Here is a 24,575-nt window from a genome sequence, read left to right as displayed (position 1 = left end):
CTGGAAACAGCCATTCGTAGGGCCTCGCAAGGATGCCTGCCGCCGACATGGCCACCTTACTCAACCGGCAACCATCATCTGACTAGTGTTTTTATTGGCGGCCCCAGCAGGAATCGAACCTGCGACACAAGGTTTAGGAAGCCGGTGCCGTTGCCACAAACACCATCGATTCACAAGGGAGAACGCTCGACTAATCGATGGTTAGACGCTAGGCGTGCAATATACGTGCAATAGCGTCTTCGCGAATCGGACGTCGACCGTGTCCTACGAAGGTGCAACCAAGCATTGAGCAGCGGTCGGGAACCACCAACTCACACCAGACTTGCTGGCACCTGTTCACGGTACCGCGACGATCTGTCCATCTGCCGCAATAGAGTGGCTTGGGCTAGGTATGAGCACACCCAAGCCCTCACCGGCATCCCCCAGCAAGACACTGCAACTCGAATCACTTCAGGACGCGGCCAACCGACTCGGGGTCAGCGTCGACACCATTCGCAGGCTCATCTCGGACGGCAAGCTCACCGGCTATCGCCTGGGCCGCCGCATCCTGCGCGTGTGCCCCGAGGAGGTCGACCAGGTGTTTGAAGTGACCACCGCATGGGCGAGGAAGCCTCGCAGGGCCAGACAGGCGTCATTGGCTGGCTGATTGCCCCAAGGGACCGAGTCGCGACGACCGGCAACAACGGCCTCGATCGGACTCACCAAGGAGCTCGCCCTCCGAAGAACTAAATGCTGCAGCACGTCGGGGCGCCGCGCGCTGCGTTCAGTTCGCGTGAGAAGCGCACAAACCGATGTGGCCCGGCCTGTTGATCACCACCCTCGGCGTCTCATCACCATCTCAGCCCGGGGGATCGGACTTGCTCATGACTGGAGGATTCTCGAACTGGAGCTAGGCGAAATGAGGCGGCACTGGTTCGTGCCAATCGCCGCCTGCCCAGAAGAAGGCGGCTTGGCTTTCGGGCACCTTCGCGGTTTGGAAGGGGGATCCGTCGTCGTCCACCTTTCGGATCACCTCTCGTCCGCCGACCACCAGGGGCAGGTGAAGTGACCATGAATAGACTCCCGGCCAGTCTGGGATGGCCCGGATGAGGAACTGTTGGGCGTCCCCTCGCGTCATGGCCCAGCTCAACGGAGTCGAGCCGTCTGCAGCGTCCATTGCGTCGGGCTGGGAGAGGCCCAAACCCAAGCGCACCTCGAAGCGGACGGTCGGCATGATTGTGGGACCACCTTGTGGTTGCCACATCAGCTTGGTTGCCGCAGGTCCGATGTCCTTTCGCTCGACGTCGAGGAGCGGCGGTCTCACGACGACAGTCGTGTCTGCGTCGCAAACCAAGGTCACCAGTAGGAGTAGTTCTCCTTCCGCGGCGCCACCCTGTGATCGAATCCAATCGGGCCACTCAGCGAGCGTTCCGGGTGGCTGGCGACTGAGCTCTGCTCGCGGAACGTAGAAGCTCTGACCTATCCATGCCTGCGGGTGTCCCGCCCAGATGGACTCATATTTCGTGGTTACGCTAACTGTGATCGGTCCAGGGCCACGGGCCAACAACCAGCGTCTGAGGGATCGTTGAGCTGGTTCCGTCATGAGCAGCAGAAAGCTGCTGACCACCGTGAGCACGACTCCAACCAAGCTGAAGAGGATGTCTCGTGGCAAGCCGGTCATGGTTTAAGCGTACCCAGCTGGTTCCCCGGATCCGCATTAGCCTGAGTTCGCATGTGGTCCGGGGCTTGAGGCTTGTGCCCTCGATTGGGCAGATCTGCGACCGTCGTCGAAGAGGCTCCAGGCGGCAGCTGTGACAGCCACGGAGGCACTCATCCACTGACCAAGGGTCTCAACCGTTCCGCGGCTGACCGAGACACGTTGTTCTCCGTTGTACACGCCGGCCTCATAGCCCGCTCGGTAGCGCTTGTCCCAAGTTCGGCCATGGGCCTGAGCACTCATCATCCGCCACTGACTTACGTACCAACGGCTCGTGCCCTGCGGCACATTCATGATCTGCTCGACATGGGCGCCTGCTTCACGGATGATCGCCGTCGCCTCATACTTTTCGTTGAATCCGGTTCGAGCGAGGATGGCCAACTCCTGGTCGCGTCGTTGTTTGAAGACAGCAGCTCCTCCTGCCGGATTGCCCCTCTCTTCGGGGTCGTCGTTCAGGAAGGCTGCATGGTGGCGCAACTCCTCAGCGGACAGAAGGTGTGCGCGACCTGTGCGCACGCTGCGTTCGCGTGGACCCATGAGCCAAACAGCCTCGGCAGAGCCGAGCAAGGCGGTGCGGAGGAGACTGGGGTACGCGAAGACGCGAAGCTCAGGACGCGACACGATCAGATCCACCACCGCCCCAAGGTGATCAACCGACTGAGCGAGCGCATTCCAGACGGCCGCGAAGTAATAGAACATCTCCTCCTTGTCTAGTGCCATTTCGCTGCCAGGCTCTGGTTCATTCGGATGAGCGCCCGTCTCCGTTGCCTCATTGTTGACCTCGTGGATCCGCTGTTCCCACCCCCGGATAACGCCAGAGAACTGTTCGACCACTTCAAACCAAGATCGGCTACCCACGATCTCCATCCTCGCCTTTCACCTGCATTGATGCAGTCGTGACTGACAGCAGCGCGTGCCGCCATTGCTCGATCGCGAAGCCACCGCAGAATTTTGACTTACTTCCAATGACAGGCCGGGCGGAGAGTGCCGCCACTGCTCGCTTGACACGCCGGCGCAGTCGACCTTCACCGGTCGCCCTCCCAACTGCCGTTGTCGTTGGGCATTACAGTAGCTTCGATTGGGGAAGCGGCCTACCCATCGCCTTCCGTGCTCCTACTGGGCTGCACCCGCTCGTAGAGGACCGCCTCGGCGTCCAGGAGTTGGCGCTCCACCAATTCGGCGAGCGAGCGAGACTGGACGCGGAGTCCGAGTTCGATGTTGCGCTCTTCTGCGCTCTTGGAGAAGTTGGCGCTGGTGACGATGAGGAACTGGTGGTCGACGGCAACGAGCTTGGCGTGGTTCCGGACCGGCTTGCCGTCGGGTTCTGTGGTTCGGAACACCTTTGCCCCGGCAAGTTGGGCCCCGACTTCTTCGCAGGTCGGGGTGTTCGCCCAGACTGGTCCGCCTCGGGCAGCGTTCGCGTCCATGTACACGCGGACGTCAACGGTGCCCCGCAAGGAGACTTCACGCAGGGCCTCCCACAGCGCCGATGATTTCTGGAAGTTGAAGGTCGAGCAAGTCACCGCGTGCCTGGCGGACAACACCAGTTCCTTCAGTGAGGTGGTGAGGGTGCCGTAGTCGGCAAGGTAGCCGGGCAGGGTCCAGACGGGGTCGATTGAGGTCCGGCGCGCGTTGGCGCCCTGTACCGCCCGCAGGACCGGCACTGCGACGGGGCTTCCGGGCACAACACCAGCGGCTTCAAGCTGCGACCGCACGTCCTGTCGTCGAGAGGCCGAGACCGTCTGCAGCGCCTGAGTGAGGGTCAGCCCTTCGCCGTAGAGTTCAGCCAGCTGGTCGGCCTCAGTCCCGGTCAGAAACTCCCCGAGCCGTCGGAAGGCGTCCTCGCTCACGTCTGCGCCTGGAAGAAGGCGAGGTCGGCGAACGGTCCGGGCAGCGGCACGAGGAAGCGGCGGTCGAGGAAGCGGTTCGCCCGCTCGCACGACGTCTCGGACGCCATGGTGCAGCAGTGGCAGGCGGCGCCGTGCAGGAAGTCCTCGGGTTCGGTCGGCGTCCGGTAGGCGCAAACCGGATCCGAAGAGCACCGTCCCGCCCTTCGTAGGGCGTTGTCGACAGCCCGGCGCAACCGCTGGGGTTCGCTGAGCTGAACGAGCCCGCCCAGGGTGCCGTCGCTGTCCGACGAAGTGGTGAGCAGCAACAGGCCAGCGGCGGGCGGGCGTCCGGTCTCTGCTTTCCATGCGTAGATGCGTTCGGATATGCTCGCCGCCCCATAGCCGGATGACATCGCCATCTCCCGCAGTAGCACGTGCGCGAGCGTGTGAACCATCCAGTAGCGCGGCGGTGGAAATCGGGTCTCGTGGTCGACGTTGGTGGAGGTTTCGGACATTCGGTTCTCGAAGTTCCGCTTGTGGGCCGCGCGATGGGCCGCCCAGAGTCCGGATCGCTCGACGCGCTCCTCCCAGGCGGCTACGGCTGTCTCGTCCAGCTCCAGGAAGACACCCTCGCCCCGGTTCTCGGTGCCGACCACCCAGGTAGGGTCAGCGGTTGCCAGTGGTGCCCGTCGCGATGGCAGGTCGAGAACGCGGTCCATCTCGTCGATGCGTGTGAACCCGATCAGAGCGGTTGCCTCCCGCAGCTTCTCGACGGCGAGAACGCGGCTGACGGCGGCGGGCATCACCGGGTCGACACGGCGATTGCTGACGGTCAGGCCGCTGACGGGATCCTCGTGGTGCTCGCCGGCGGCGTCCAGCTTCAGATAGTTCCACTCCGGGACGAGCAGGTCGGTCGGTGACCAGGACCGCTGCTCTTCGGGATCCACGCTCGCGGCCCTTGACGCCAATGCCATGTCCACCGCTTGGCGCAGCTGTGTGTCTTCGGTGTTGGTCACGTCCAGCTTGCCCTCAAGTAGGTCGCGGACCATGCCCAGATCGTGGGCGTACTTGGCGAGTTTGTCGCCGAGGGCCACTCGCAACTGGTCGGCGAAGTCCTGCTTGCGCTCGCCGGCGTCCATCGGCATCACGATCACCGACTGCAGGACTGGGAACCACAGGTTCGAGGCGCCGATCAGCATAAGACTCACAGGCGCGTCACAACCACCGGGGGCGAAGGCGTCCAGATGGGGGAAACGTCCCCGGCATTGGGGCAACTTTGCTTTGCCAGCCGTCCCTTGGGCCTCATTCATACCGCGGTGGGCGCCGCACGAAGCACATTCGATTATGGCGGACGCCCCGCGGCCAGCGGTGCTCTCGATCATCTTCAGGTGCGCAACCTCGGCTTGGGGGCAGGTGCCGCCGCGATGAACCCACCGGTCGTAAGGGAACTCGTCCAGGTGACCGTTGGTGCAGGCGAGCAGGTACCGTGCCGGCAGAGCGAGCGATCTCCGCTTGCCGCCGCCCTTGTTTCCCTTGCCGAAGCCGGGGCACCCGACGTGCTCGAATCGGGCCTCGTCGGGACGGTAGGGGTGGGTGTTGCGGTACTCCAACAGGCTAAGTGGGGCGAGGCGGTTGCAGCCAGTGCAACGCAGCCACTGGGGGAACACGATTGCGGGGACGCCGAGATCGCGACCCTCGTCGGAGAACGCGCCCGCGTCAGGTTGGTGTGGGAAGGGACGGATCTGGTCAACTTGCGCCCCGAGTTGCACCCGGACGGCCTGGAGCAGCCGCGGGGCATGAATCGCCGGGACGCCGTCGCGCCGCTTCCAGATCTTCTCCCACGCATCGAACCCGCTGGGCATGATGGTGAAGTGCGGCAGGTCCATCACCGAGCCAGGACCGTAGGTGTAGAGCAGCGAGGAGGGTCGGCCGGAGCCAACCTTCGCGTAGTTCTTCTTTACGCCTTGATCCTTGAGCGCATCAGCGTCCCCCAAAGGGTCGAGCGCGTTCCCGCCAGTGAGCCACGTCGTCGTCATATCAGTCCTCGTCCTGCGTGGGGAAGACCCAGTCGGGCTGGTTGTCCGCGGGTTTGAGGAACAGCTTGCGGGGGTCGGGCGAGACGAGCAGGTTGATCTCGGGCTGCACCTCGCGCATCGAGTTCGGGACGATGAACGGTGCCCCTTCGGCAAGATCCTTGCGGGTGCTGGCTTCAGCTCCGATCATTAGCGGACCCTGCTCGCTGCCCGTGAGGGCACGTTCGTAAACCAGCGTCCGGCCCTGCTGCAGCAACGCCTTCCTGCGGTTCTTCCAATGCTCGACCCGACTGTCGAGCCGCAAGCGGATCCGCTTTGCGTAATCTTCGCCTGATGCCGCCAGTCCCCGTGCCGTCAGCCGAGCGACGAGGGAGGCGAGCAGGGCCGACTCCGCGTCCACCTTCGCCGCCCCCTTCTCCGGCGATAGCCCCTCACTCCCCCGGTTTCCTGAGATGACGCGTGCGGCGCTGACCAGGACGCCGTCCATGCCGCGTTCGATCGATGTCTCGGAGAACGGGGTGACCGACAGGGCTTCCACCTGGGAGTAGAACGTCTCGTGGTAGTGCCGGAACTGCTCGAAGTGGGCGAGGTCACGGGGCCGTGCCCAGTTGCCCAACGTGACGACGAGTCCGGGGCCGTCGGCGGTGCGACCCACCCGCGAGGACGCCTGAATGTACTCGGCGGTGTTCTTGGGCTGCCCCACCAGCAGCATCAACCCCAACCGCGGCACGTCCACGCCCACCTGCAACATCGAGGTCGCCAAAATGGCGTCGAAAGGAATCTGGGATCTTCCCTCCACGCTCCGGCCCTCGTTGAGGGCGGCGATCCGGGCGGCCCTGGCATCGTTGGTGTCGTAGTCGGGGTCAAACGGGATGGCAAGCTGGTCAAGGGTGCTGGTGATGGCAGAACTGGCCACCCGAGAGGTGAGCTCGGCAACAGTCAGCGATCCGAACCCGGTGCCTGAGCGGCGCGGCAACTTGGACCAACGGCGTCCCCGGGCTAGCCCGGTCTGGATGTCGTCCTGCATGTACCGGGCCATGCCCGCCAACTCGCGGGTGGCATTGAAGTAGGCCACCAACGTCAAGTACGGGTCTGCCGAAGCTGGGTCGCGGTCCAGCAGCAGTTGAGCGCCGGCCATCAAGACCTCAGCGACGCGAATCTCTGCCGCGGTGAGCCGCACGCCAGAGGCGCATACGCCGACGTAGCGGCGCCCCGGGCTCTGCGGCGAGATCGGCACCTCGGTCGAGAACCACGTGTCGGAGGCGTCCAGAACCTGCGGGGGGAAAATCGCCGTGCGGCGTCCGTACAGATTGCGGACCTGGTCGGAGGCATTCCGGACTGTGGCCGAGGAGGCCACAATGAGGGGCTGGCAGGGTGCCCCGTCGAGGGTGGCCCAGGCGGTGAGAGTGTCGATGGCCACCTCGAACAGGCCAACCGTGGTGCCTAGCGCGCCGGTGATGAGGTGCAACTCGTCCTGGATGATCAGGTCGGGCGGGCGAAGCCGACCGGTCGGACGCACGTGTGCGGCGGGGTGCGGTCCCTTGGCGTTGTGGCGGTCGCTGTCGCAGCCCGGGAAGTCAGGGTGCACGAACCCGTGCCGATCGCACTTGCGGCTCACGTAACCGAACAGGGACGCCGCCTCACCTTCGCGAGCCAGCCGGGCGAACTTGTCGACGGTGGCGATGACGAACGCTGGCGCGAGGCGGTAGATCTCCTCGTCGACGGTGAGCACCGGGAGACCCTCGTCGACGGCTCCACCGCGGGCGAAGGGGCACTCGGCGAAGGGGTCGCTGCAATACACGTAGACGCGACCGACGGTCATGTCGACCTTGACGTCCTGTTTGCTGATCGGGGCCCCGCACCACGGGCAGCGCCTGATCTGCAACACCGTCAGACCGTGGTCATAGCCGCTGTCAAGCGCGGCCCGGAGTTGCTCGTCGGCCTCCTTTACGCGCTTGGGCGAGACGTTCGTCCCCACCCACAGGCCGATCCGGAAGGGCTCGTCGCCCCACAAGTCAGGCCGTTCGCGTCGCGCGAGTTCCGCCGCACACACCATGGTGGACGCCCGCTGGAACTGCTGGGCGGTGAGCAGACGCAGCGTGTAGCGCATCAGCACCGCCAGACCGGAGCCGCCGTCGAGAGGCCCATCCGCCGAGCTGACTACGCCCTGCAGCCGCCTGATCGCGAACGTGAACGCCGCCAGGCCGAGATAGGCCTCAGTTTTGCCGCCACCGGTGGGAAAGAACAACAGCTCGACCTGCGCCAGAGTGGGGCGCGACCGGTGCTTGTGGGCAGGGTCGCACAGCGCTGGGAGCTGCAGCAGCACGAATGCGAGCTGAAACATGCGCCAGCTGTGTGCCCCCGCGCCGCGGGCCGTGACCAGGGCAGCGGCAGCGTCGGTGTCGAGGGAGTCGTCCTTGCTGCGCAGTGCGGCGATCTCGGTATGGACTCGCTGGTCTGCCATCACCCGGTTCATGAACCGGAAGCACACAAGCGCATCGTCATGCGCCAGCAGGTAGGCGATCCCGTCAGTCAGCCGCGTCGCGACCTGCGACGCCTCCGCGATGGCACCCATCGCTTCGGACCGGAGGTGCGACGGAAGGTCGGCGGCCTTGGCCTTCTGGAGCTCCAGCCAGGAGGTGTATCCAGTGGCGATGGGTTCCAGACCGGCGCGTAGTTCGTCCACCGAAGCAGTGGCCAACGCCCGCATGTCAGTGATGACCTCGGCACTGGCGAAGGCTCTGGTCTGCGGGGTTTCGGTGACAGGCAGCCAAGTGGTCCACACCTTGGACGCGCGTCGCGCCCCAGCCTCGACATGCCAATCAACCGAGCAGGTACGCCCCAGGGCGAACTCGAGGCGGTCGCGGTACTGCAGACTGAGCCGATGGACTTCAGGGTCAGGATCGACATGGGAGTCAACGAGAGCATCCCGGACCGGCAGGAAAGCGGCCGCGCCGTCAGCCTCGACCCACAGCTTCGCCTGGAAAAGCCACGCACTCACCGGGATGCGCCCGACCACTTCGGCGTCGTTGCACAACGCAATCTCCACCAACCGCCGGTCAGGCTCGACGAACGAGTCGACCCGTAGTACACAGTCATCCAGGAGCGGGTAGGTGACGGTCACACCGGGCGTGAGGTCGGCCACCCGGATGCGAACCGGGATGTCGTGGGGAGTACGGACGAACTCGCGCGGCTGCCGGCCGCCGTCGGGCCGCTCCCCCTCCGGAGTGTGGGAGTGATAGGTGCCCCAGGACGCGATCACCGTGAAGGACTCCGCCTCAGGTGCCAGCTGGAATCGCAACCCCATGGACGCCGGAATCATCAGTCCGCGCTTTGGCCCTGTGTCCTCGGCCGCGTCCTCATCGGCGTCGGTCGTCGTGTCGTCCGCCCCTGGCACCGGGATGCCCGTGCTCCTACCGGTTGCCTCCGGCTCGGACAACTCGGAATCGTCCTCCGACGGAGAGGTGCCGGCCGAGCCGTCGGTGAGCCGACGGGGGGCGATCCGACCGATCGGGTACACAGTGTCAGGTGCGGCAACGAGCACCTCATGGTCTCCGTACATCGGGCCCAGCAGCTCTCGGGAGAGCATGTCGGTCAGATTCTCCCTCGCCGTCCACGACGTGTGGTCGGGCTCAGCCTTCAGCTCATAGGGCATCCCGGACGTCACTGGGCTCGTCATTCCTCGAACTCCTCGTCGTCGGCCGGGGCAGGGACTGTGTCACCCTGAAGGGTCGCCCGGCGGTGGTTCTCCTCCAAGAGGCGGTCCAGGATCTCGACCCGCGCCTCCGGGCAGACGGTCCAGCGCTCCATCTGGCGGTATGTGTGGAAGCCGTGATTCAACGGCACGTCTTGCCACCCGTACGCGGCCATCACCGCCTCGTCGAGCTCAACTTGGATTTCCCGCATGCGGGCCGCATCCGAGTCGGACGCCGACGGCAACTCCGGATCGTTGACCAGGTTGTACAGCTTCGTCAGCCCCAGGTCACGCCGAAGCATGATCTCGTGGCGCTCGGCTCCGAGGACCTGGCCAATACTGTGCAAACGGTTCGTCGCCTCCGGTTGCGGGAACGTGTCGAAGACGTCAGTAGTCGAGTAGCGAATACTGACCCCTAGAAGTGAGCCCCAACGCATCACCCACAGCATATGAGCGCAGGAGGTCAATGCCGCCAGCGTCGCGTCACTTGTGTCCGTGATCACCACGATCGCGGTGCTCATGACCGACCCGGTTGGCAGCGTTACTGGTATTGCGAAACTACTGACAGCCGACAATCCAAGGAACTTGTCGATCGTTGCCAATGCTTGCGTGAGAGCGGGGCGCGGTTCCGCATAGATCCACCACTTCTCTCGATAGAGCGCACGGTTGTTCACGTCGCGTACCGGTTTCACAAGCTGCCTTACGCGTTCGAACGGGGCCCTGTAGCTCGCAGCCTCTTCGATTGATCTGGTTCCGAAATTGATGACCCAGCCATCCCCGGCTAGATGTGGGCTGGAATTGAGGTCGCGGCCGTTCAAGTAAGTGAATAGGACGTCCCGATTCCGGCAATCCTCGAGGATCATTGCTTCAGCTTCCTCCTGTGACATAAGGAAGCCCTTGCCGCCGAAATCGAATCCTTTGAAGCATTCACCCCTGTTCTCAAGAAGCCTAATCGGGGTGCCTGAAACTCGGCTGGCCGGTTCAAGAGAAGGGGTGATGTGCCTGACTGCGACATCGTCTAAGAAGGCTGCTGTCCGTTGGTCGCGCCAGCCGCCCCACACGATCGAGTATCTCGTTGCGACAGTGCCCCGCGAGGGCCATTCGCGGCTGCGGACTGCCCGGTGGATCCTGAAGCCCCGCAAAGCTAGTTGCTCGAGACCGACCTCTCGCGTGTCACCTTCGCTGATTACCTTGGCGGTAACGAGCCCCAAGCAGCCAGTAGGTCGGAGAAGGCTAGTTGCACGAATGACGAAGAATGCGACCATGTCCGAATTTCCGGTTCTCGAATCGGCAATTTGGTTCACCAAGTACTCGCGGTGCGCGACGCCGATAGCCCCTGAAATCTTCTTCCCCACTAAGAATGGAGGATTGCCGATCACGGCATCGAAGCCATCCCTGACGCAGATGTCAGGCAGTTCGATGGCCCAATGAAGCGGCATCCATCGTTCGTAGTCAGTCTGGACTGTGGGCGTGAGGCCGACGTCTTGGATGGCTTCCAGCCTGGCGCGGTTCTGGTCGCCGTGGCTGGGGTAGGCGTCGTTGACGGCCAGGCGGAGGTTATCGTAGGCCTCGTCGAGGGCTTTGCCTGGTTTGCCCCCGAGGCCGAGTCCAGCCGCGATGACACCGTCTGCGATGTCGCGAAGTTCGTCGGTGGTTCTGCGAAGCCGCTCGAGCTGGACCTTCTTCGCCTTGGCGGAGCGCTGAGGATCGTTGTCGTCGACCTCGCTGGCGAGCGTGTGCCGAATGCGGACGGCCTTGGCGACGGTCCCCCGCACGTCGACGGTGCTGGCGTAGCCGGCGCTGGTGACGTCGAACAGGGCCTCCTCTGGCGGCACCCGGGTGGGGTCGATGTGCAGGGCTTCGAGTTGGGCCAGGTCGGTGATGCCGAGCAGGGAGTTGCCGACGAGCATCTTGTCGTCGACGAAGCTGAACGGTTGTTTGGGGTCGAGCGACACCAGCCACAGTGACAACTTGCACATCTCAATAGCCATCGGGTTGATGTCCGCACCGTACAGGCACTGGGCCACCACCTTGCGCAGCGCGTCGGTCTCCTGTTGTTTCGGCGTGCCGATGCCCGTGCCGGTGGCTGCCCACGCCTCGACCAGACGCGCGGCCAGGTAGCGGGCGGCGGCAACCAGGAACGCGCCCGAGCCACAGGCGATGTCGGCGACCTTGAGATCGAGGATCTCCTCGGGCGACTTCAGCCGCCACTCCTCGCGGTTTGGCGTCTGGTACGGGCCGGGTGCGTAGACGAGTGGTTCGAGGGCGTGGAACACGACTTCTTCGGCGAGGGAGCGGGGTGTGTAGTGGGCCCCGGCGTTCTTTCGTGAGGGGGTCTCGATGACAAGGAGCCCGCCCTGGGTGACGACCGTGGGTCGGTTACGCAGGTCGCGGCGAATAATCCCGATCCAGCTCTTGAGCTCGGCGGTCAGGTCTGTGTCGTGGGTGACGGCGCGGATGGCCAGGTCGGCGTCCTCGATGGTGTCGCTGGCCTTTAGCGCCTTGATGAGCGCCGACGAGGTCGTTGGCACGGCGCCAGGTTGGTGTTCCTTCACCCATGCCAGGATCGCGGTGGCGATGGACTTGTCGTCGGCGTGCTTGTCTGCGATGTCGTTGAGCACGGCGAGCGGAATTTCGGGTTCGGAGCCTGACTTCCCGATCAGGCCGACGATCGTCTCGGTGGCGAAGGCGCAGGTGTAGCCGAGTAGGCCCTCGTAGATGTATCCGATCTGCTCGACGTCGATGTCGCGGAACGATATCGGCCGCCGCCCCTGCCCCTTGATATCGGCCATCTGAACGGCGTCCAGCACTTGCATCATCACCCGGTCATTGACCGCCAGCGCCAGTGGGCCGCGGTCGGCGCGAGCACTGAGGAACGGGAAGCGGGTTGGGTCGAACAGGGAGCCGCCGTAGGCGGGTAGACGCATGTCCTCGAAGGTCGCGCCGTAGAACAGCGCCCGCGAGGTGGCGAGCAAACGGTGCCAGACCGCCGAGGTGGCGTCCAGGCTCTCGGGCGATTCGGCCTCAGCGCGGCGGCGCAACTCGTCCAATTGCCCGGTCAGTCCGTAACCCTGGTCAAATAGCTGTCCCTGCGGCAGCAGGTCGCGTTCCTCGGCAAACAGCAGGAACACAACCCGCATCATCACGGTCACCGCGGCAGAGTAGATCTGGTCGCCGTCGTCAGGCAGCGGGTTCGGTTCGCCGCGGCGTCCGGCATCCTCGGCCGACTCGGAGAACGACTGCACGATCAGCTCGATCGCTCGGCGGACCTGGCTGCCCAGCGACTCGGTGATCTCCTCTGCAGCCGCCACGGAGTCGCGGAACATCGCCGGCAGCCGGTCTGCCTCCGCTCCGCCGGCCAGCCGGATCGGTGAAAGCAGAGCGGCGAAGGCGTCTCGGGTGTCGGACTCCTCAACCCAGGTCTGGCTGTCGACAATGCCGGAGGCGACCATCGTCTTCGCCGGCGCGCTCACGATCGCCCACCAACGGCCGTCCGTCACCACCCCGACCGGGACACCTGCGGATCGGAGCATTAGCTCCATACGGTCGATGGGGCTGGTGGCCCAGCCGTCGTCGAGCAGATCATGCAGGTTTCGGACTGGGTCGATCACCCAGGTCAGAGCAGCCGTGGCTCCCGCCCGGCGGAAGGCGCCCGTGCTGACGGCAACGACCCGGCCGTTGGGCGAGCCGACCCCGACCGGGGCGTCCGTCACGTAGTGCTGGGCCCAACCGAACACTCGGCGAAGGACGACGTTGACCCACGCGTCGCGGGCAGTGCGGTACGCGGCCAGCTGTGGTTCGCCCTCCCGGTCGAGGGCGTCCCACGCCTGCTCGAACGGTGCCTTGGTCTCCTTCAATTGGCCGAGGACGCGATCGTCCAGCGGTGCGATGCCTTGGGGGTAGACGCGCTTCATTACGGGGATCGACAGGAATGGACCGTCGGTCTCGACGAGTTGCAGCCACTGCCGGTGTTGCTCGGCGACGGAACGGACCGGACGCCGGCGTGGCCTGACCGGGCTCATCTGGCTGCCCCCCAGGTTATTGTGTCGGTGGGAGTCATGGCGAACACCACGGCCGCGGCCGATACGTACGGCTTCACGTCGGTGTACCGGTCGGCGATGGCGTCCAGTTCGCGCCGCTCTTCGTCGTCCAGGGACTCGAGACGGTCCCGCATGGCGCGCAGGTCCTTGCGGCGCTGTTCGCGCTGGTCGTCACCGAACAGCATCAACAGTTGCTCCTCCTCATCGCGTTCGAGGCGCCGGATCGAGTCGGTCAGATTCACCCGGAAAGCCGCGAAGATGTCGCGTGCCCGCTGGGCGTCCGCCTCCTCGCGTGACTTCAGGAGGGCTTCGACGCGGGCCTGCCGAGTCTGGGCGCGGCGTTCCATGGCGGCGGTGAGACGTTCGCGCATCCGGGAACCCTCGGCATTCCATGCATCGGCCAAAGAGGCGCGGACACCGGCGTCCGGCACCTGGTGCGCGCCGGCGTCCAGCGCCCGGTCGAGCACGACCAGCACCTTCTCCTCTGCGAGGTCCTGCGCCCTCAACCGGATGCCAGTCACGAACACCTCCTCGTGGAGCCGCAGCCCGCCGCGTCCAACCAGTACGAGGCGTGAGACGGCGGCCACGCAAGAGGCGTCCAGGTTATCGAGGACGACGGCAGTGACCCGGTTGACGTCGGAGCGTCCGGTCATCAGGGCGTTGCGCAGCAGCCGTGCGGAGCGTTGCAGGAGTGGATGGCCCAGGTGCACATGAACAAGGTCAGTGCGGGTCGAGCCGTCCTCAGGGTCGATCAGGGCCTCCGGGTCGAACGTGATGGGACGCTGTCTGGTGGGGTCGAGCTTGGTTGCCAGGCCCTCCAGCGACTTATGCCAACGGGCGCTGAGCCGGGGAACCTCGAGGACGCGGGCGTCCGTGCGATCGTCACCGACCAGGACGAGCGGGGGTTGGTCGGTGATCTGCAGGGCCGTTGCGACGACCCGCTCGGTGCTCGCCGGGGTGAGGTGCAGATCGACCTTCTTTTCCTCGAAGGTGCGAGACAACTCGTTCAGTTGCCGGTTGAGTTCCAGCCCGCCCGCCAGGGTGCGGTTGATGATTGCAGAACCCTCGTCGGTGACGACCGTGGTGCGGCTCCGGTTGGGAGAGAAGTGCTGCTGGATCTCGGCGTCGATCACCTGGTTTACCGAACCCAGGTCGACGGCGACCTGGCCGACCTTCCGTGCGATCCGGGCCATGAAGTCCATGTCGGCGGCGTAGGTGGTCGAGGCCTTGCCGGGCACGAAGTGGAAGACCTCGGGGGTCTGGGTCTGGCCGTAGCGGTCGATGCGACCGATGCGCTGCTCGAGCCGCGACGGGTTGAACGGTATGTCGAAGTTGACCAGCCGGTGGCAATGGGCCTGCAGGTCGATGCCCTCACCAGCCGAATCAGTCGCAACCAGGACGCGGACGGGCTCGTCGTGCGGGTTGGCCACAAAACGTTGCCGGATCAACTCGCGCTCCTCGGGGTCGGTGGACCCCTGGATCACCGCCAGTCGTGGCCCGTAGCCCCGGGCCGTCAGGACGTCCACGATCCAGTCGAGGGTGGCGGCGTACTCCGTGAACACAACCACGCGTTCGTTCAGCCAGGTGCCATCGGGACGGCAGATCCCGTCCAGGAAACCGAGCAGAGCCTCCAGGCGCGAGTCGGGCCGGGCCTCGTAAGACAGGCCCCAGTCAACGAGCTCACTCAGGTCTTTGCTCGACGCCGCAACGAGCGGGTTCGTGCCCTTGCGCAACTGCAGCGCAATGTACTCCGGATGATGCTCCAGACCTTCTTCTTCGTCACTCTGCTCGCTGCCCACGGTCTCGCGGAGCACCTCGTCGTCATCGTCGAACATGGACGCCGCGGTGTTGCGCGTGCTGACGCCGTTGCTCAAGGTCTCCAGGTAGGCGGAAAGGGTGCGTCCGAATGACAGCGGTGAAGACATGAACCGCTTCTTCAACAGCATGCCAACCAGATCGCCGCCCTGCTCACGTCCATTCGCCTTCTTACTGCGAGCGATGATCGTGGCAAGTTGCTCGAAGGCGTCCTGCTCGGCGTCCGAGGGGGTGAACGGGATCGGCTTGATGGTGCGGGTCTTGAAAGACTTCGACGTGATCTCTGACTTCAGCCGGCGGACCGTCACCTCCTTGAGAGCCTGCTCGTTCAGATCAGCCCCCCGACTGAAGCGGCGGTTGTCGATCATCTCCAACAAAGCCGTGAACGACTCGGCGTGGCCGTTGTGCGGGGTCGCGCTGAGGAACAAGCGGTGCTCGCAGCGATTGGCCAACTCGCGGGTGTAAATGGTGCGCTGGGAGTCAACGGCATACCCGCGGTTACGGCCAACCACCGTGGGGCTCGAAGGGGCCACATGGTGGGCCTCATCGACGACCAGGATGTCGAAGGCGTAGCGGCGTCCGGACGCCGAATCGTCCACGTCTGCATAGATGTCGCGCAGCAGCCGTTGCGCGCGCGCTGAGCGGAGCCACGCCATCGAAACGATGACGCGAGGGAACAAGCGGAACGGGTTCGCGTTCAGGCCGTGGGTACGGCGCAACTCGGCCATGCGCTCACTGTTGACAATGACGAAGTCGAGGCCGAACTTGTCGCGCATCTCGTCCTGCCATTTCAGTGACAGACTCGGCGGACACAGGATCACGACATTGCGGGCACGGTGACGCAGTAGCAACTCCTGGACGACCAGGCCCGCCTCGATGGTTTTGCCAAGGCCGACGTCATCGGCGAGCAGCAGGTTTGTCCGCGGCGCCTGCAGGGCACGACGCAGGGGTTCGAGCTGGTATGCCTCGACGTTCGCCCCGGAACGAAAGGGCGCCTGGAACGCTTTGTCGTCGGCGGATGTCACCGCGCCCCATCGCACGGCATCCACGAACGCACCCAACTCGTTCGGCTCGTCGAAGAAGTCGGGGTTGAGACGCTCCGGCAGCCCCTGGTCCGGAGCGAGGGTGTGACCGACCTCGAGCTCCCAGATGACCCGGAGTTCGTCGCCGGAGTCCTCGCTCAGCGCCTGCAACGTCACGACGTGCTGTAGACCGGCGACGGTTTCATCTGCAGGAGAACGGGAGATGCCCTGTTCCAGCACGTCGGTGACCGCCCATGTGGAGCCGCGCACCTCGACCACGCGCCCTGGCTGAGGGACCTCCGGGATCTCAGTCAGAGCGGGCACCGTCGCCGTCATACCTTGTCTCCTTGTGTGGGGTAACCCCCAGTCAATCACGGAACGTTCGCGCTCGGGCCGAGGTCACCGCGCCCGAACCTCAGCAGGTCGAGACAGATGACCCTGACTTGTTCTGTTCGGTCCGGACGAGTTGCAGGTCCATCAGATTGGGTCCGACCACAAGGCGCGCTGCTTGGAGTCAGGCAACTTCTCCCGATTCGCCATCCACCTCCTCCGCCGCGCGCCGCAGTCGCGCGATCTCTCGCGGCGTCAGCTGGACTGCGCACCATTCCTGGACTTCGCGGACGCCGAGTCCGTGCTGGTCGATCATCTGGTTGAGTGCGCGTCCGGCGGCGGCTTCGGCTTCGGCCAGCGCGCGGCGTCCGGCGGCCAGGGATGCGCCGACTTGGATGGCGAGTTGTTCGAGTTGGGTTTCGCGTTCGCGTCGTAGGCGGACGCGTTCGGCGTGGGCTTGTTGGATCGCCTTTCGGGCGGCGATCTTGTCGGTGTTGCTGGCCATGACGATGCTCCGTTCGTGTTCGACCTGGCTGTCACTGGACCCAAGACCAGCGTCGCGTCCTCGTGGACGTTTCCCACGACGACGATTGTCGAGAAGTCCCGGTAGCAACGCGAGGGGTAACGCGACTTTCAAAACCTGACACACCTCTTGCACTCTCGGAATAACGTGTTAAGAATTGGCTTATGGAGCACCCCGACAACGACGACGTAGCCGCACCAATGAGGGGTGTCTGCCCGGTCTGCGGGACGCCGGTAGAGCCCCAACCCGGTCGCGGTCAGCCTCGGCGGTACTGCTCGTCGCGGTGCAAGAGCCGGGCCGCGCGCGACCGGCGAACCGACCCCGTCACCGCCGCCGAACCAACCCCGAAACCGGCCGCGGCAGTCGACGATTGGGCGTCCGAGGAGCGTCTGCGGGTCACCGGAAGCCTGACCAGGGACGCTGCGATCGAGCTGGTCGCCTCCGACCCGGACGCGCTGGCGGAGGCGCTGCGTCGGTCGCGGCGGATGGTCGCGTCCCCGACGATGCGGGCCACTTCTTGGCGCGAAGTCGCGGCTGCGGTCGCCGAGTTGGCAGAGATGGTTCCCGCCGACATCGACTGACCACCCGCCCCGTTCAGACCCAGGCCGTCGGGCGTCCATGACGCCGATCGTGGTGGCTTGGTTTGGGTATGACGGCGTCGTTGCACAAGCTGAGCGCGGGCAACGGCTATGACTATCTGACTCGTCAGGTGGCGGCACAGGACGCCACCGAGCGCGGCTACACCGGGTTGGCGTCGTACTACTCCGAGAAGGGTGAGACCCCGGGTGTTTGGGTCGGCTCGGGCTGCGCGAACATCCGGGACGGGTTCGCCGGCTCGGTGGTCTCCCAAGTCCAGATGCAGGCGCTGTTTGGCGCCGGGCACAACCCGATCGGTGCCGAGCTGGTCGCCCAACTCGGCCCGGGCGCCCCCGCTGAGCTGGTCGCGGCGGCGACGCGTTTGGGTGTGCCGTTCCGGGTTGGGGGTGAGGTGTCGGCGTTCCGAATCGAGGTGGCCCGACGCGTGGGAACGTTGAACACCAGCCGCGGGCTGCGCCGTGACGCCGAGGTTTCGGTGGACGACAGGGCACGGATCCGCACCGAGGTTGCCTCCGAGATGTTCACCGCCGAGTTCGCCCGACCCCCGGATGGGCCGCGGGAGTTGGCGAGTGCGGTCGCCCGATACTCGCGGACCGGGTCGTCCACGGTGGCAGGTTTCGACGTGACGTTCTCGCCGCCGAAGAGTGTCAGCGCGTTGTGGGCGGTGGCCGATCCGAAGGTCGCCGCAGGTATCGAGATCGCGCACCGGCAGGCCGTCCATGCTGCCCTGGCCTATGTCGAGCGGCACCTGTTGTATGCCCGGGAGGGTACCCGCGGGGTCCGTCAGGTCGACGTGTCGGGCATGGTCGCGGCGGCGTTCACGCATCGTGACACCAGGGCGGGTGATCCCGACCTGCACACCCATGTGGCGGTGGCGAACAAGGTCCGCACCGCAGGCTCGGGGAAGTGGTTGTCGATCGACGCGCGCGTGTTGTACCGGGGCATGGTGTCGGTATCGGAGACCTACAACACCACGTTGATGAAGCTGCTGGAACGCCAGGGGTTTGCGTTCGCCGACCGCCCCCAAGCCGTCCGGGACGCAGGCAAAAGACCGGTGCGTGAACTCGTCGGCGTGCCCGCGGTGTTGAACGAACGCTGGTCGTCTCGCCGGGTCGACATCGAGGCCCGCCACCAGCAGTTGGTCGCAGCCTTTCAGCGGGAGCATCAGCGTCCGCCGTCGACGGTGGAGTCGATCCGGCTCGCCCAGCAGGCAACCCTGGAGACCCGCGACGCCAAACACGAACCCCGATCCCTGGCCGAACAACGCGAGGTTTGGCACCGTCAGGCGGTCGAGGTGCTCGGCGGGGAACGCGCGTTGCGGCGCATGCTGAACAACGCCACGACCCCCACCCGCACCCGGCTGGTGCACCCGGACGCGGCGTGGTTCGATCAGACGGCCGACCGGATCGTGGCGGCGATGGCGACCCGGGCGGCGACCTGGCAGGACTGCCATGTGCGCGCCGAGGCGCAACGGATGGTCCGCTACACCGACCTGCAACCCGACCAGGTGCCGGCCGCGGTCGAACGGCTGGTGCACGCCGCCCTGGGCCGCAGCGTGCGCCTGTCGCGACCCGAAACCGGTGTCCGCGAGCCGCTACCGTTGCGGCGGGCGGACGGTTCCAGCGTCTACACCGTCGCCGGTTCCACCCTCTACACCAGCGCCGCGGTGGTCGCCGCCGAGCGTCACCTGGTCGACTTTGCCGGACGCGCGGATGGCACCCCGGTGCCGGCCGAGCACGTCACCGCCGCGCTGTCGGCGAGCGCGGCCGACGGGGTGCCGCTGAACCCGGGGCAGGCAGACTTGGTGCGCCAGATGTCCCAGACCGGCGCCAGGTTGCAGTTGGCGTTGGCGCCGGCCGGGGCCGGGAAGACGACCGCGATGCGAGTGCTCACTGACGCGTGGGCGGCCGACGGGCGCGCCGTGATCGGGCTGGCGCCGTCGGCCGCGGCGGCCGCCCAGCTGCGCGAACACACCCACGCCACCACCGACACGCTGGCGAAACTGGCGTGGGGCATCACCCACCACGCCCTGCCCGACTGGGCCGACACTGTGCGGGCGAACAGTCTGGTGATCATCGACGAGGCCGGCATGGCCGACACCCTCACCCTCGACACCGTCGTGTCCTGGGCGGTCGAGCAAGGCGCCAGCGTCCGGCTGATCGGCGACGACCAGCAACTCGCCGCCGTCGGCGCCGGCGGGGTGCTGCGCGACATCCAAACCAGCCAGGGCGCCTCGGTGTTGACCGAACTCATGCGGTTCACCGACCCGAGCGAGGCCGCGGCATCGTTGGCGTTGCGGGACGGCGACGCGTCCGGTTTGGGGTTCTACCTGGACGGGCAGCGCGTGCATGTCGGTGACCTGGCGACCATGACCGGCGCCGCGTTCGGCGCGTGGCAGTGCGACACCGCGACCGGGCGGGCGTCGATCATGCTCGCCCCCACCCGCGAACTCGTGGGCGAGTTGAACCAGCGGGCCCGCACCGATCGACTCGCCCGCATCGGCGTCCCGGACGGACCTGAGGTGCTGCTCGCCGACGGGAACCGGGCCAGTGTCGGGGACACGATCATCACCCGCGTCAACGACCGCCGGTTGCGGATCTCGCGCACCGACTGGGTGAAGAACGGGGACCTATGGACCGTCCGAGACATCACCGCCGATGGCGGACTGGTGGCGGCCCACCGCGCCAGCGGCCGGCTGGTCAGGCTGCCCGGCGACTACGTCACCACGGCGTCCGAGCTCGGCTACGCGTGCACGATCCACTCCGCGCAAGGGGTGTCGGTCGACACCATGCACGGCGTGTGCACCGGCGCCGAATCCCGTCAGCAGTTCTACACGATGATGACCCGCGGCCGACACGCCAACCACGTCTGGCTCGAAGTCGTCCCCGACCCCGACCCCGGCGTGCTGACCAGACCCGAAGGCCTCAACCCGCCAACCCCGACCGACATCCTTGAGACGATCCTGCGCCGCGACCAGACGCAAACCTCGGCCAGCAGCTTCCTGCGCGCACAATCCGACCCGCGCCTGCTGCTCGGTCAAGCCACCGCTCGTTACCTCGACGGCCTCGGGGTCGCCGCCGCCCACCACCTCGGCACAGCCGCCGTCGCCGACCTCGAGACCTGCGCCGAAGCGCTGCTACCGGGCATCACCGACCAGCCCGCCTGGCCGACCCTGCACACCCACCTGCTGCTGCTCGGCGCCACCGGCGCCGAGCCGATCGGTTCGCTCACCGACGCCCTAGATGTGCGTTCGATCGCCGGCGCCCACGACATTGCCGCCGTCCTGTCATGGCGCCTGGACGACACCGGCCTGCGCAACATCACCCCCGGACCGCTGCCGTGGCTGCCCGGCATCCCCACACCACTCGCCGCCGACCCCACCTTCGGGGAATGGCTGACTAGCCAGTCCCGGCAGGTCACCGAACTCACCGCGCAGGTACGCCAACAGGTTTCCGAGCAGACCGCTCTGCCGGCTTGGACGCGGATCGGCGACCACCAACCCGACACCGACCTGCTCGCCGCGATCGAGGTGTGGCGGGCCGCGATGCAGGTCGACCCCGCAGACCCGCGCCCCACCGGGCCACCCCAGATCTCCCGGGCCGCCCACACCTGGCAGCGCCACCTCGACACCCAGCTACGCCACGGCCTCGCACCCGCCATGGCCGAATGGGGACCGCTGCTCGCCCGCCTTGACCAGGCTGTCGACCGCGACCCGTTCACCCACCAGCTCGCCGAACACCTCGCCGCACTGTCCCGCAACGGCCACGACGCAGCCCGGCTCGTCCGCACCGCCGCCGACCGTGGGCCGCTGCCCGACGACCACGCGGCCGCCGCGTTGTGGTGGCGCATCCACCAACTCCTTCCCCAACCAGACGCCGCCGCCCAGGGGCGTGTCGAGCCCGGCGAGTGGACCTCCCAGCTGGCGTCGCTCGTCGGCGACCAGCAGGCGGCGCGCATCACCAACAGCCCGCTGTGGCCGGCGCTGGTCGCCCAGGTCGACGATGCGCTGGCCCGCGGCTGGCGACTGTCCGGCCTCATCCGGTTGCCCGACGATGACACCGGCCAGCCCGACCCGTGCCTGACCCTTCTACAGCGCACCGCGATCGCCATCGAGCAACCCGCCGAACTCGACCCACCCGAGCCCGACTACGCCGTTGCGGTCGGAGACCGGATTCACGCCGAGTCCGATGCCGAGGAGTTGGGCTGGTTGGCCGGGGACGTCGACGCCCGGCTGGGGATGGCGGGGCTCGTCCGGGCGTCCATGGGGCCACCTGAGGCCACTGCAGAGGACGTGCGACGCATGATCGAACGCGACGACGCGTGGCGCACCTGCCCTGCCAGCCGTGACCGGCTCGTCCAGGTCAACCGGCTCACCCAGAACTTCTACGCCGCCCGACTCCCGGGCTCCTGGGCACGGCAATACCTGATCGAACGGTTCGGAGCCGACCTGGCCGGGCACCGGCTCGTCCAACCCGGACACGCCCCGGCAGGGTGGACCAACTTGGTCGACCACCTCCGCCAGCAAGGGGTGACCGACACCGAGATGATCGCCGCCGGCGTCGCCCGCGTCGCATCCACCGGCCGGCTGATCGACCAGTTCCGCGACCGCGTCACCTTCCCCATCACCAACCCGGACGGCGAGATCCTCGGCTTCGTGGCCCGCCGCAACCCCGCCAGCGGCGACGACCCGAAAGCCGGACCGAAGTACCTCAACACCGCCCAAACTCCGCTGTTCTGCAAGGGCGACCAGTTCTACGGCCACCTCGTGCCCGGCACCACGCCCGTGATCGTCGAAGGCCCGATGGACGCGATCGCCGTCACGCTCGGCAGCCAAGGCCGGTACAGCGGCCTCGCACCCCTCGGAACCTCGCTCACCAGCCAGCAAGCAGCCATCCTCGCCGGACAACCCCACGTGGTCATCGCCACCGACGCCGACCTCGCCGGCCACGTCGCCGCCGAACGCGACTACTGGCAACTCACCCCGCACGGCATCAACCCGCAGCGGGCGCGGTTCGACCAAGGCACCGACCCCGCAGACCAGCTGCACCACCACGGCACCACCACGCTCACCAACGCGTTGGACGCGGCCACCCCGATGGCCGACACGATGATCGACGAACGCGTCGCTCACCTGCCAATCCCGGTCGCCGCGAACGATGCCGCGCGGATCATCGCCGCACTGCCCGCCGACCGGTGGGACGACCTCGCTGCGACAACCGCCACCCGGCTTGGGATACCCGAGTCCGACCTGCGCCGCCAGCTACTGGCGCACGTGCAGGCGTGGAACACGGACCCTGCCCGGGCAGCAGCCGACGCCACCGCCGGCACCAGCGATGTGCGACAACGCATGCAGTTCGCGGCCGTACAGACCAGGTGGCGGCGACTGGCCAACCAGGTCAACCCGCGACTCACAAGGCAGTCCGATTGGCCCGACCTCGAAACAGCCATGCAAGCCGCCCACGACAACGGCCACGACGTCGAACTTGCCGTCCGCCTCCTCGCCGAGCTGGACGCTGGCTCCGTCAAGCCGGTAGCCGACCTGCATGCACGACTCACCGCCTCCCTCGACCTCGCCGACACCAAGCCGCCCACTCTTGCCGCGACCCGGCAGCCCGAGGTAACACGGCACAGCCAGGGTCGGCCGCAGCCGGCGCCTGCAGTGACATGAGGAACACTTACCAGCGGAAGGAGACACCCGATGTTCATCGTCGCCGCCGTCCTGGCCGGGTTACTGGTGGGCTGGGTCCTCACCCGGCGGCTGGCCACCCTCGGTTACCGCCGTCCAGATGAGACCGGACGAGCGACCCCGGCCAGTCGATGGTGGTTGATCGTGGCTACCGGCGCCGCCTGGGGTTGGCTGGTGTTCACCCTCGCTGACCAGCCGGCGACGGTCATCGTCATGTGGCTGCCACTGTCAGCAGCACTCGGTTGGATCTCGGCAGTCGACCTCGACGTCCAACGCATCCCCAACCTAACCCTCGGACCCACCGCCATCTGGGTTGCCGTCTGCTTGATCGCGCTCGCGATCACCGAACACCCCTCGGATCCCCTCTTGCATGCCGTGATCGCCGGCGCGGGATGTTTCATCGGCTTCGCCATTCTCCACATCGCCAGCCCGAACGCGCTCGGGTTCGGCGACGTCAAACTCGCCGCCATCCTCGGCGCGGCCATCGGCGTTGTCTCCCTGACAGCGGTGCTCGCAGCCCTGCTGTTCGCATGCATTCTCGCCTTGACGTGGGCAACCGCCACCCGGACCACACACCTCGCGTTCGGCCCCTGGATCGCCGCCGGAGCCATCCTCGGCGTCGGCCTGCCCGCGTTGTCGAGCGCCTTGGCGTGAGGTCCTGGGAGCCGTAGGTGCCAGCAGTGCGCAGCATCTACTTCTGCCCGCGATCGAGGAATTGTTGACATCCCGAATCAGTTGGCCGAAGCGGAGGCCTACTGCAGACTCAAGATCCCCGCCCTGGCTGCAAACACAGGATGGTTCGTTCCACAGACGGGCAAGAGCGGTCGCGTTCTGGTGTACTAACCAGGCGATGGTCCCGTCCGGCATGATGGGTCTGTGACTCATCCGGATTGGCGCGAGCCGGTTCGACGACTTCGTGCAGCGACTCGTACGGCCACATCCGAGCAGCTTCGGATCGCCGCGGCTGTCGGATGTCCCTTCGACAACGAACCGAGCGGCGTCCTCACGGCCATCATCGAGTGCTGGCTGAGGCCAGTGCTCTACACGGAGGACCCACTGCCCGCGACGGACCGGCAGTTGGAGTACTTGGACAAGCTTGGGCACGCGCAAGTGGGACGGGAGATGCATCGGTCCGTTGCTTCCGCATGGATCGACCACTACCTATCCTTGCGGACCGCTGACGCGCTGGAGAGCCTCAGGCTCAAGGCTGGCGATCGGGTACACCGCCAGCACGAGTACGCCGACCCGAGTACCGGCGAGGTTACATCCCTCGATAGATCGTTCACGGTGTCGAGCATTGGCTCCAATGG

At 66.3% G+C, this 24,575-nt stretch carries 11 protein-coding genes; 4 read left to right on the top strand and 7 right to left on the bottom strand.

What is annotated here, in order from left to right:
• Positions 1–391: 391 nt before the first annotated feature.
• The gene (locus tag VB059_RS12975; RefSeq protein WP_300148318.1) at positions 392–646 is read left to right on the top strand and encodes a helix-turn-helix domain-containing protein; all 255 of its coding nucleotides are present in this window, start codon (positions 392–394) and stop codon (positions 644–646) included.
• A 1,050-nt stretch (positions 647–1,696) separates the two neighbouring features.
• Here the strand turns inward: VB059_RS12975 and VB059_RS12970 are convergent.
• The 7 genes from VB059_RS12970 to VB059_RS12940 form a co-directional block, all read right to left on the bottom strand.
• Positions 1,697–2,563 carry a hypothetical protein gene (locus VB059_RS12970; protein WP_300148313.1) on the bottom strand — a complete coding sequence of 289 codons (867 nt, stop codon included), beginning with the start codon at positions 2,561–2,563 and terminating at the stop codon, positions 1,697–1,699.
• 224 nt (positions 2,564–2,787) lie between these two features.
• The gene (gene drmC, locus VB059_RS12965; RefSeq protein ID WP_300148309.1) at positions 2,788–3,546 is read right to left on the bottom strand and encodes a DISARM system phospholipase D-like protein DrmC; all 759 of its coding nucleotides are present in this window, start codon (positions 3,544–3,546) and stop codon (positions 2,788–2,790) included.
• Complete coding sequence (gene drmB, locus VB059_RS12960; protein ID WP_300148307.1) at positions 3,543–5,561, bottom strand: DrmB family protein; 2,019 nt, start codon at positions 5,559–5,561, stop codon at positions 3,543–3,545. Before drmB ends, drmC begins: the two co-directional genes overlap by 4 nt.
• A gap of 1 nt (position 5,562) precedes the next feature.
• Entirely contained in the window at positions 5,563–9,237 is a 3,675-nt protein-coding gene (drmA, locus tag VB059_RS12955; protein WP_323419353.1) for a DISARM system helicase DrmA, read from the bottom strand.
• Positions 9,234–13,274: an Eco57I restriction-modification methylase domain-containing protein gene (locus VB059_RS12950; RefSeq protein ID WP_300148302.1), complete on the bottom strand. Its 4,041-nt coding sequence runs from the start codon at positions 13,272–13,274 to the stop codon at positions 9,234–9,236. The genes drmA and VB059_RS12950 overlap by 4 nt, the downstream gene beginning before the upstream one ends.
• Positions 13,271–16,465 (bottom strand): DISARM system SNF2-like helicase DrmD, encoded by a 3,195-nt coding sequence (gene drmD, locus VB059_RS12945; protein WP_323422407.1) that lies wholly within the window; start codon positions 16,463–16,465, stop codon positions 13,271–13,273. Before drmD ends, VB059_RS12950 begins: the two co-directional genes overlap by 4 nt.
• Positions 16,466–16,643: 178 nt before the next feature.
• Positions 16,644–16,964, bottom strand: coding sequence for a hypothetical protein (locus VB059_RS12940; protein ID WP_300148298.1), 321 nt, complete (start codon positions 16,962–16,964; stop codon positions 16,644–16,646).
• Positions 16,965–17,146: 182 nt separating this feature from the next.
• Here VB059_RS12940 and VB059_RS12935 point away from each other — a divergent pair, with 182 nt between their 5' ends.
• From VB059_RS12935 to VB059_RS12925, 3 genes are all read left to right on the top strand, one after another.
• Complete coding sequence (locus tag VB059_RS12935; protein ID WP_300148296.1) at positions 17,147–17,563, top strand: hypothetical protein; 417 nt, start codon at positions 17,147–17,149, stop codon at positions 17,561–17,563.
• A gap of 68 nt (positions 17,564–17,631) precedes the next feature.
• Positions 17,632–23,247: a MobF family relaxase gene (gene mobF / locus VB059_RS12930; protein WP_323419354.1), complete on the top strand. Its 5,616-nt coding sequence runs from the start codon at positions 17,632–17,634 to the stop codon at positions 23,245–23,247.
• 30 nt (positions 23,248–23,277) lie between these two features.
• The gene (locus VB059_RS12925) at positions 23,278–23,919 is read left to right on the top strand and encodes an A24 family peptidase (protein WP_323419355.1); all 642 of its coding nucleotides are present in this window, start codon (positions 23,278–23,280) and stop codon (positions 23,917–23,919) included.
• Positions 23,920–24,575: the final 656 nt, after the last annotated feature.

The organism is Raineyella sp., assembly GCF_034933565.1.
In the GTDB taxonomy this organism is placed as follows: domain Bacteria; phylum Actinomycetota; class Actinomycetes; order Propionibacteriales; family Propionibacteriaceae; genus Raineyella.
The sequence above is the reverse complement of the archived record's forward strand: the minus strand, read 5'-3'. Positions and strand labels throughout refer to the sequence as shown.

Coding starts and splice junctions, on each gene's coding strand:
- drmB (WP_300148307.1), bottom strand. CDS start 5,561: ATGACGACGACGTGGCTCACTGGCGGGAACGCGCTCGACCCTTTGGGG.
- VB059_RS12970 (WP_300148313.1), bottom strand. CDS start 2,563: ATGGAGATCGTGGGTAGCCGATCTTGGTTTGAAGTGGTCGAACAGTTC.
- drmD (WP_323422407.1), bottom strand. CDS start 16,465: ATGACGGCGACGGTGCCCGCTCTGACTGAGATCCCGGAGGTCCCTCAG.
- drmA (WP_323419353.1), bottom strand. CDS start 9,237: ATGACGAGCCCAGTGACGTCCGGGATGCCCTATGAGCTGAAGGCTGAG.
- VB059_RS12925 (WP_323419355.1), top strand. CDS start 23,278: ATGTTCATCGTCGCCGCCGTCCTGGCCGGGTTACTGGTGGGCTGGGTC.
- VB059_RS12975 (WP_300148318.1), top strand. CDS start 392: ATGAGCACACCCAAGCCCTCACCGGCATCCCCCAGCAAGACACTGCAA.
- mobF (WP_323419354.1), top strand. CDS start 17,632: ATGACGGCGTCGTTGCACAAGCTGAGCGCGGGCAACGGCTATGACTAT.
- VB059_RS12950 (WP_300148302.1), bottom strand. CDS start 13,274: ATGAGCCCGGTCAGGCCACGCCGGCGTCCGGTCCGTTCCGTCGCCGAG.
- VB059_RS12935 (WP_300148296.1), top strand. CDS start 17,147: ATGGAGCACCCCGACAACGACGACGTAGCCGCACCAATGAGGGGTGTC.
- VB059_RS12940 (WP_300148298.1), bottom strand. CDS start 16,964: ATGGCCAGCAACACCGACAAGATCGCCGCCCGAAAGGCGATCCAACAA.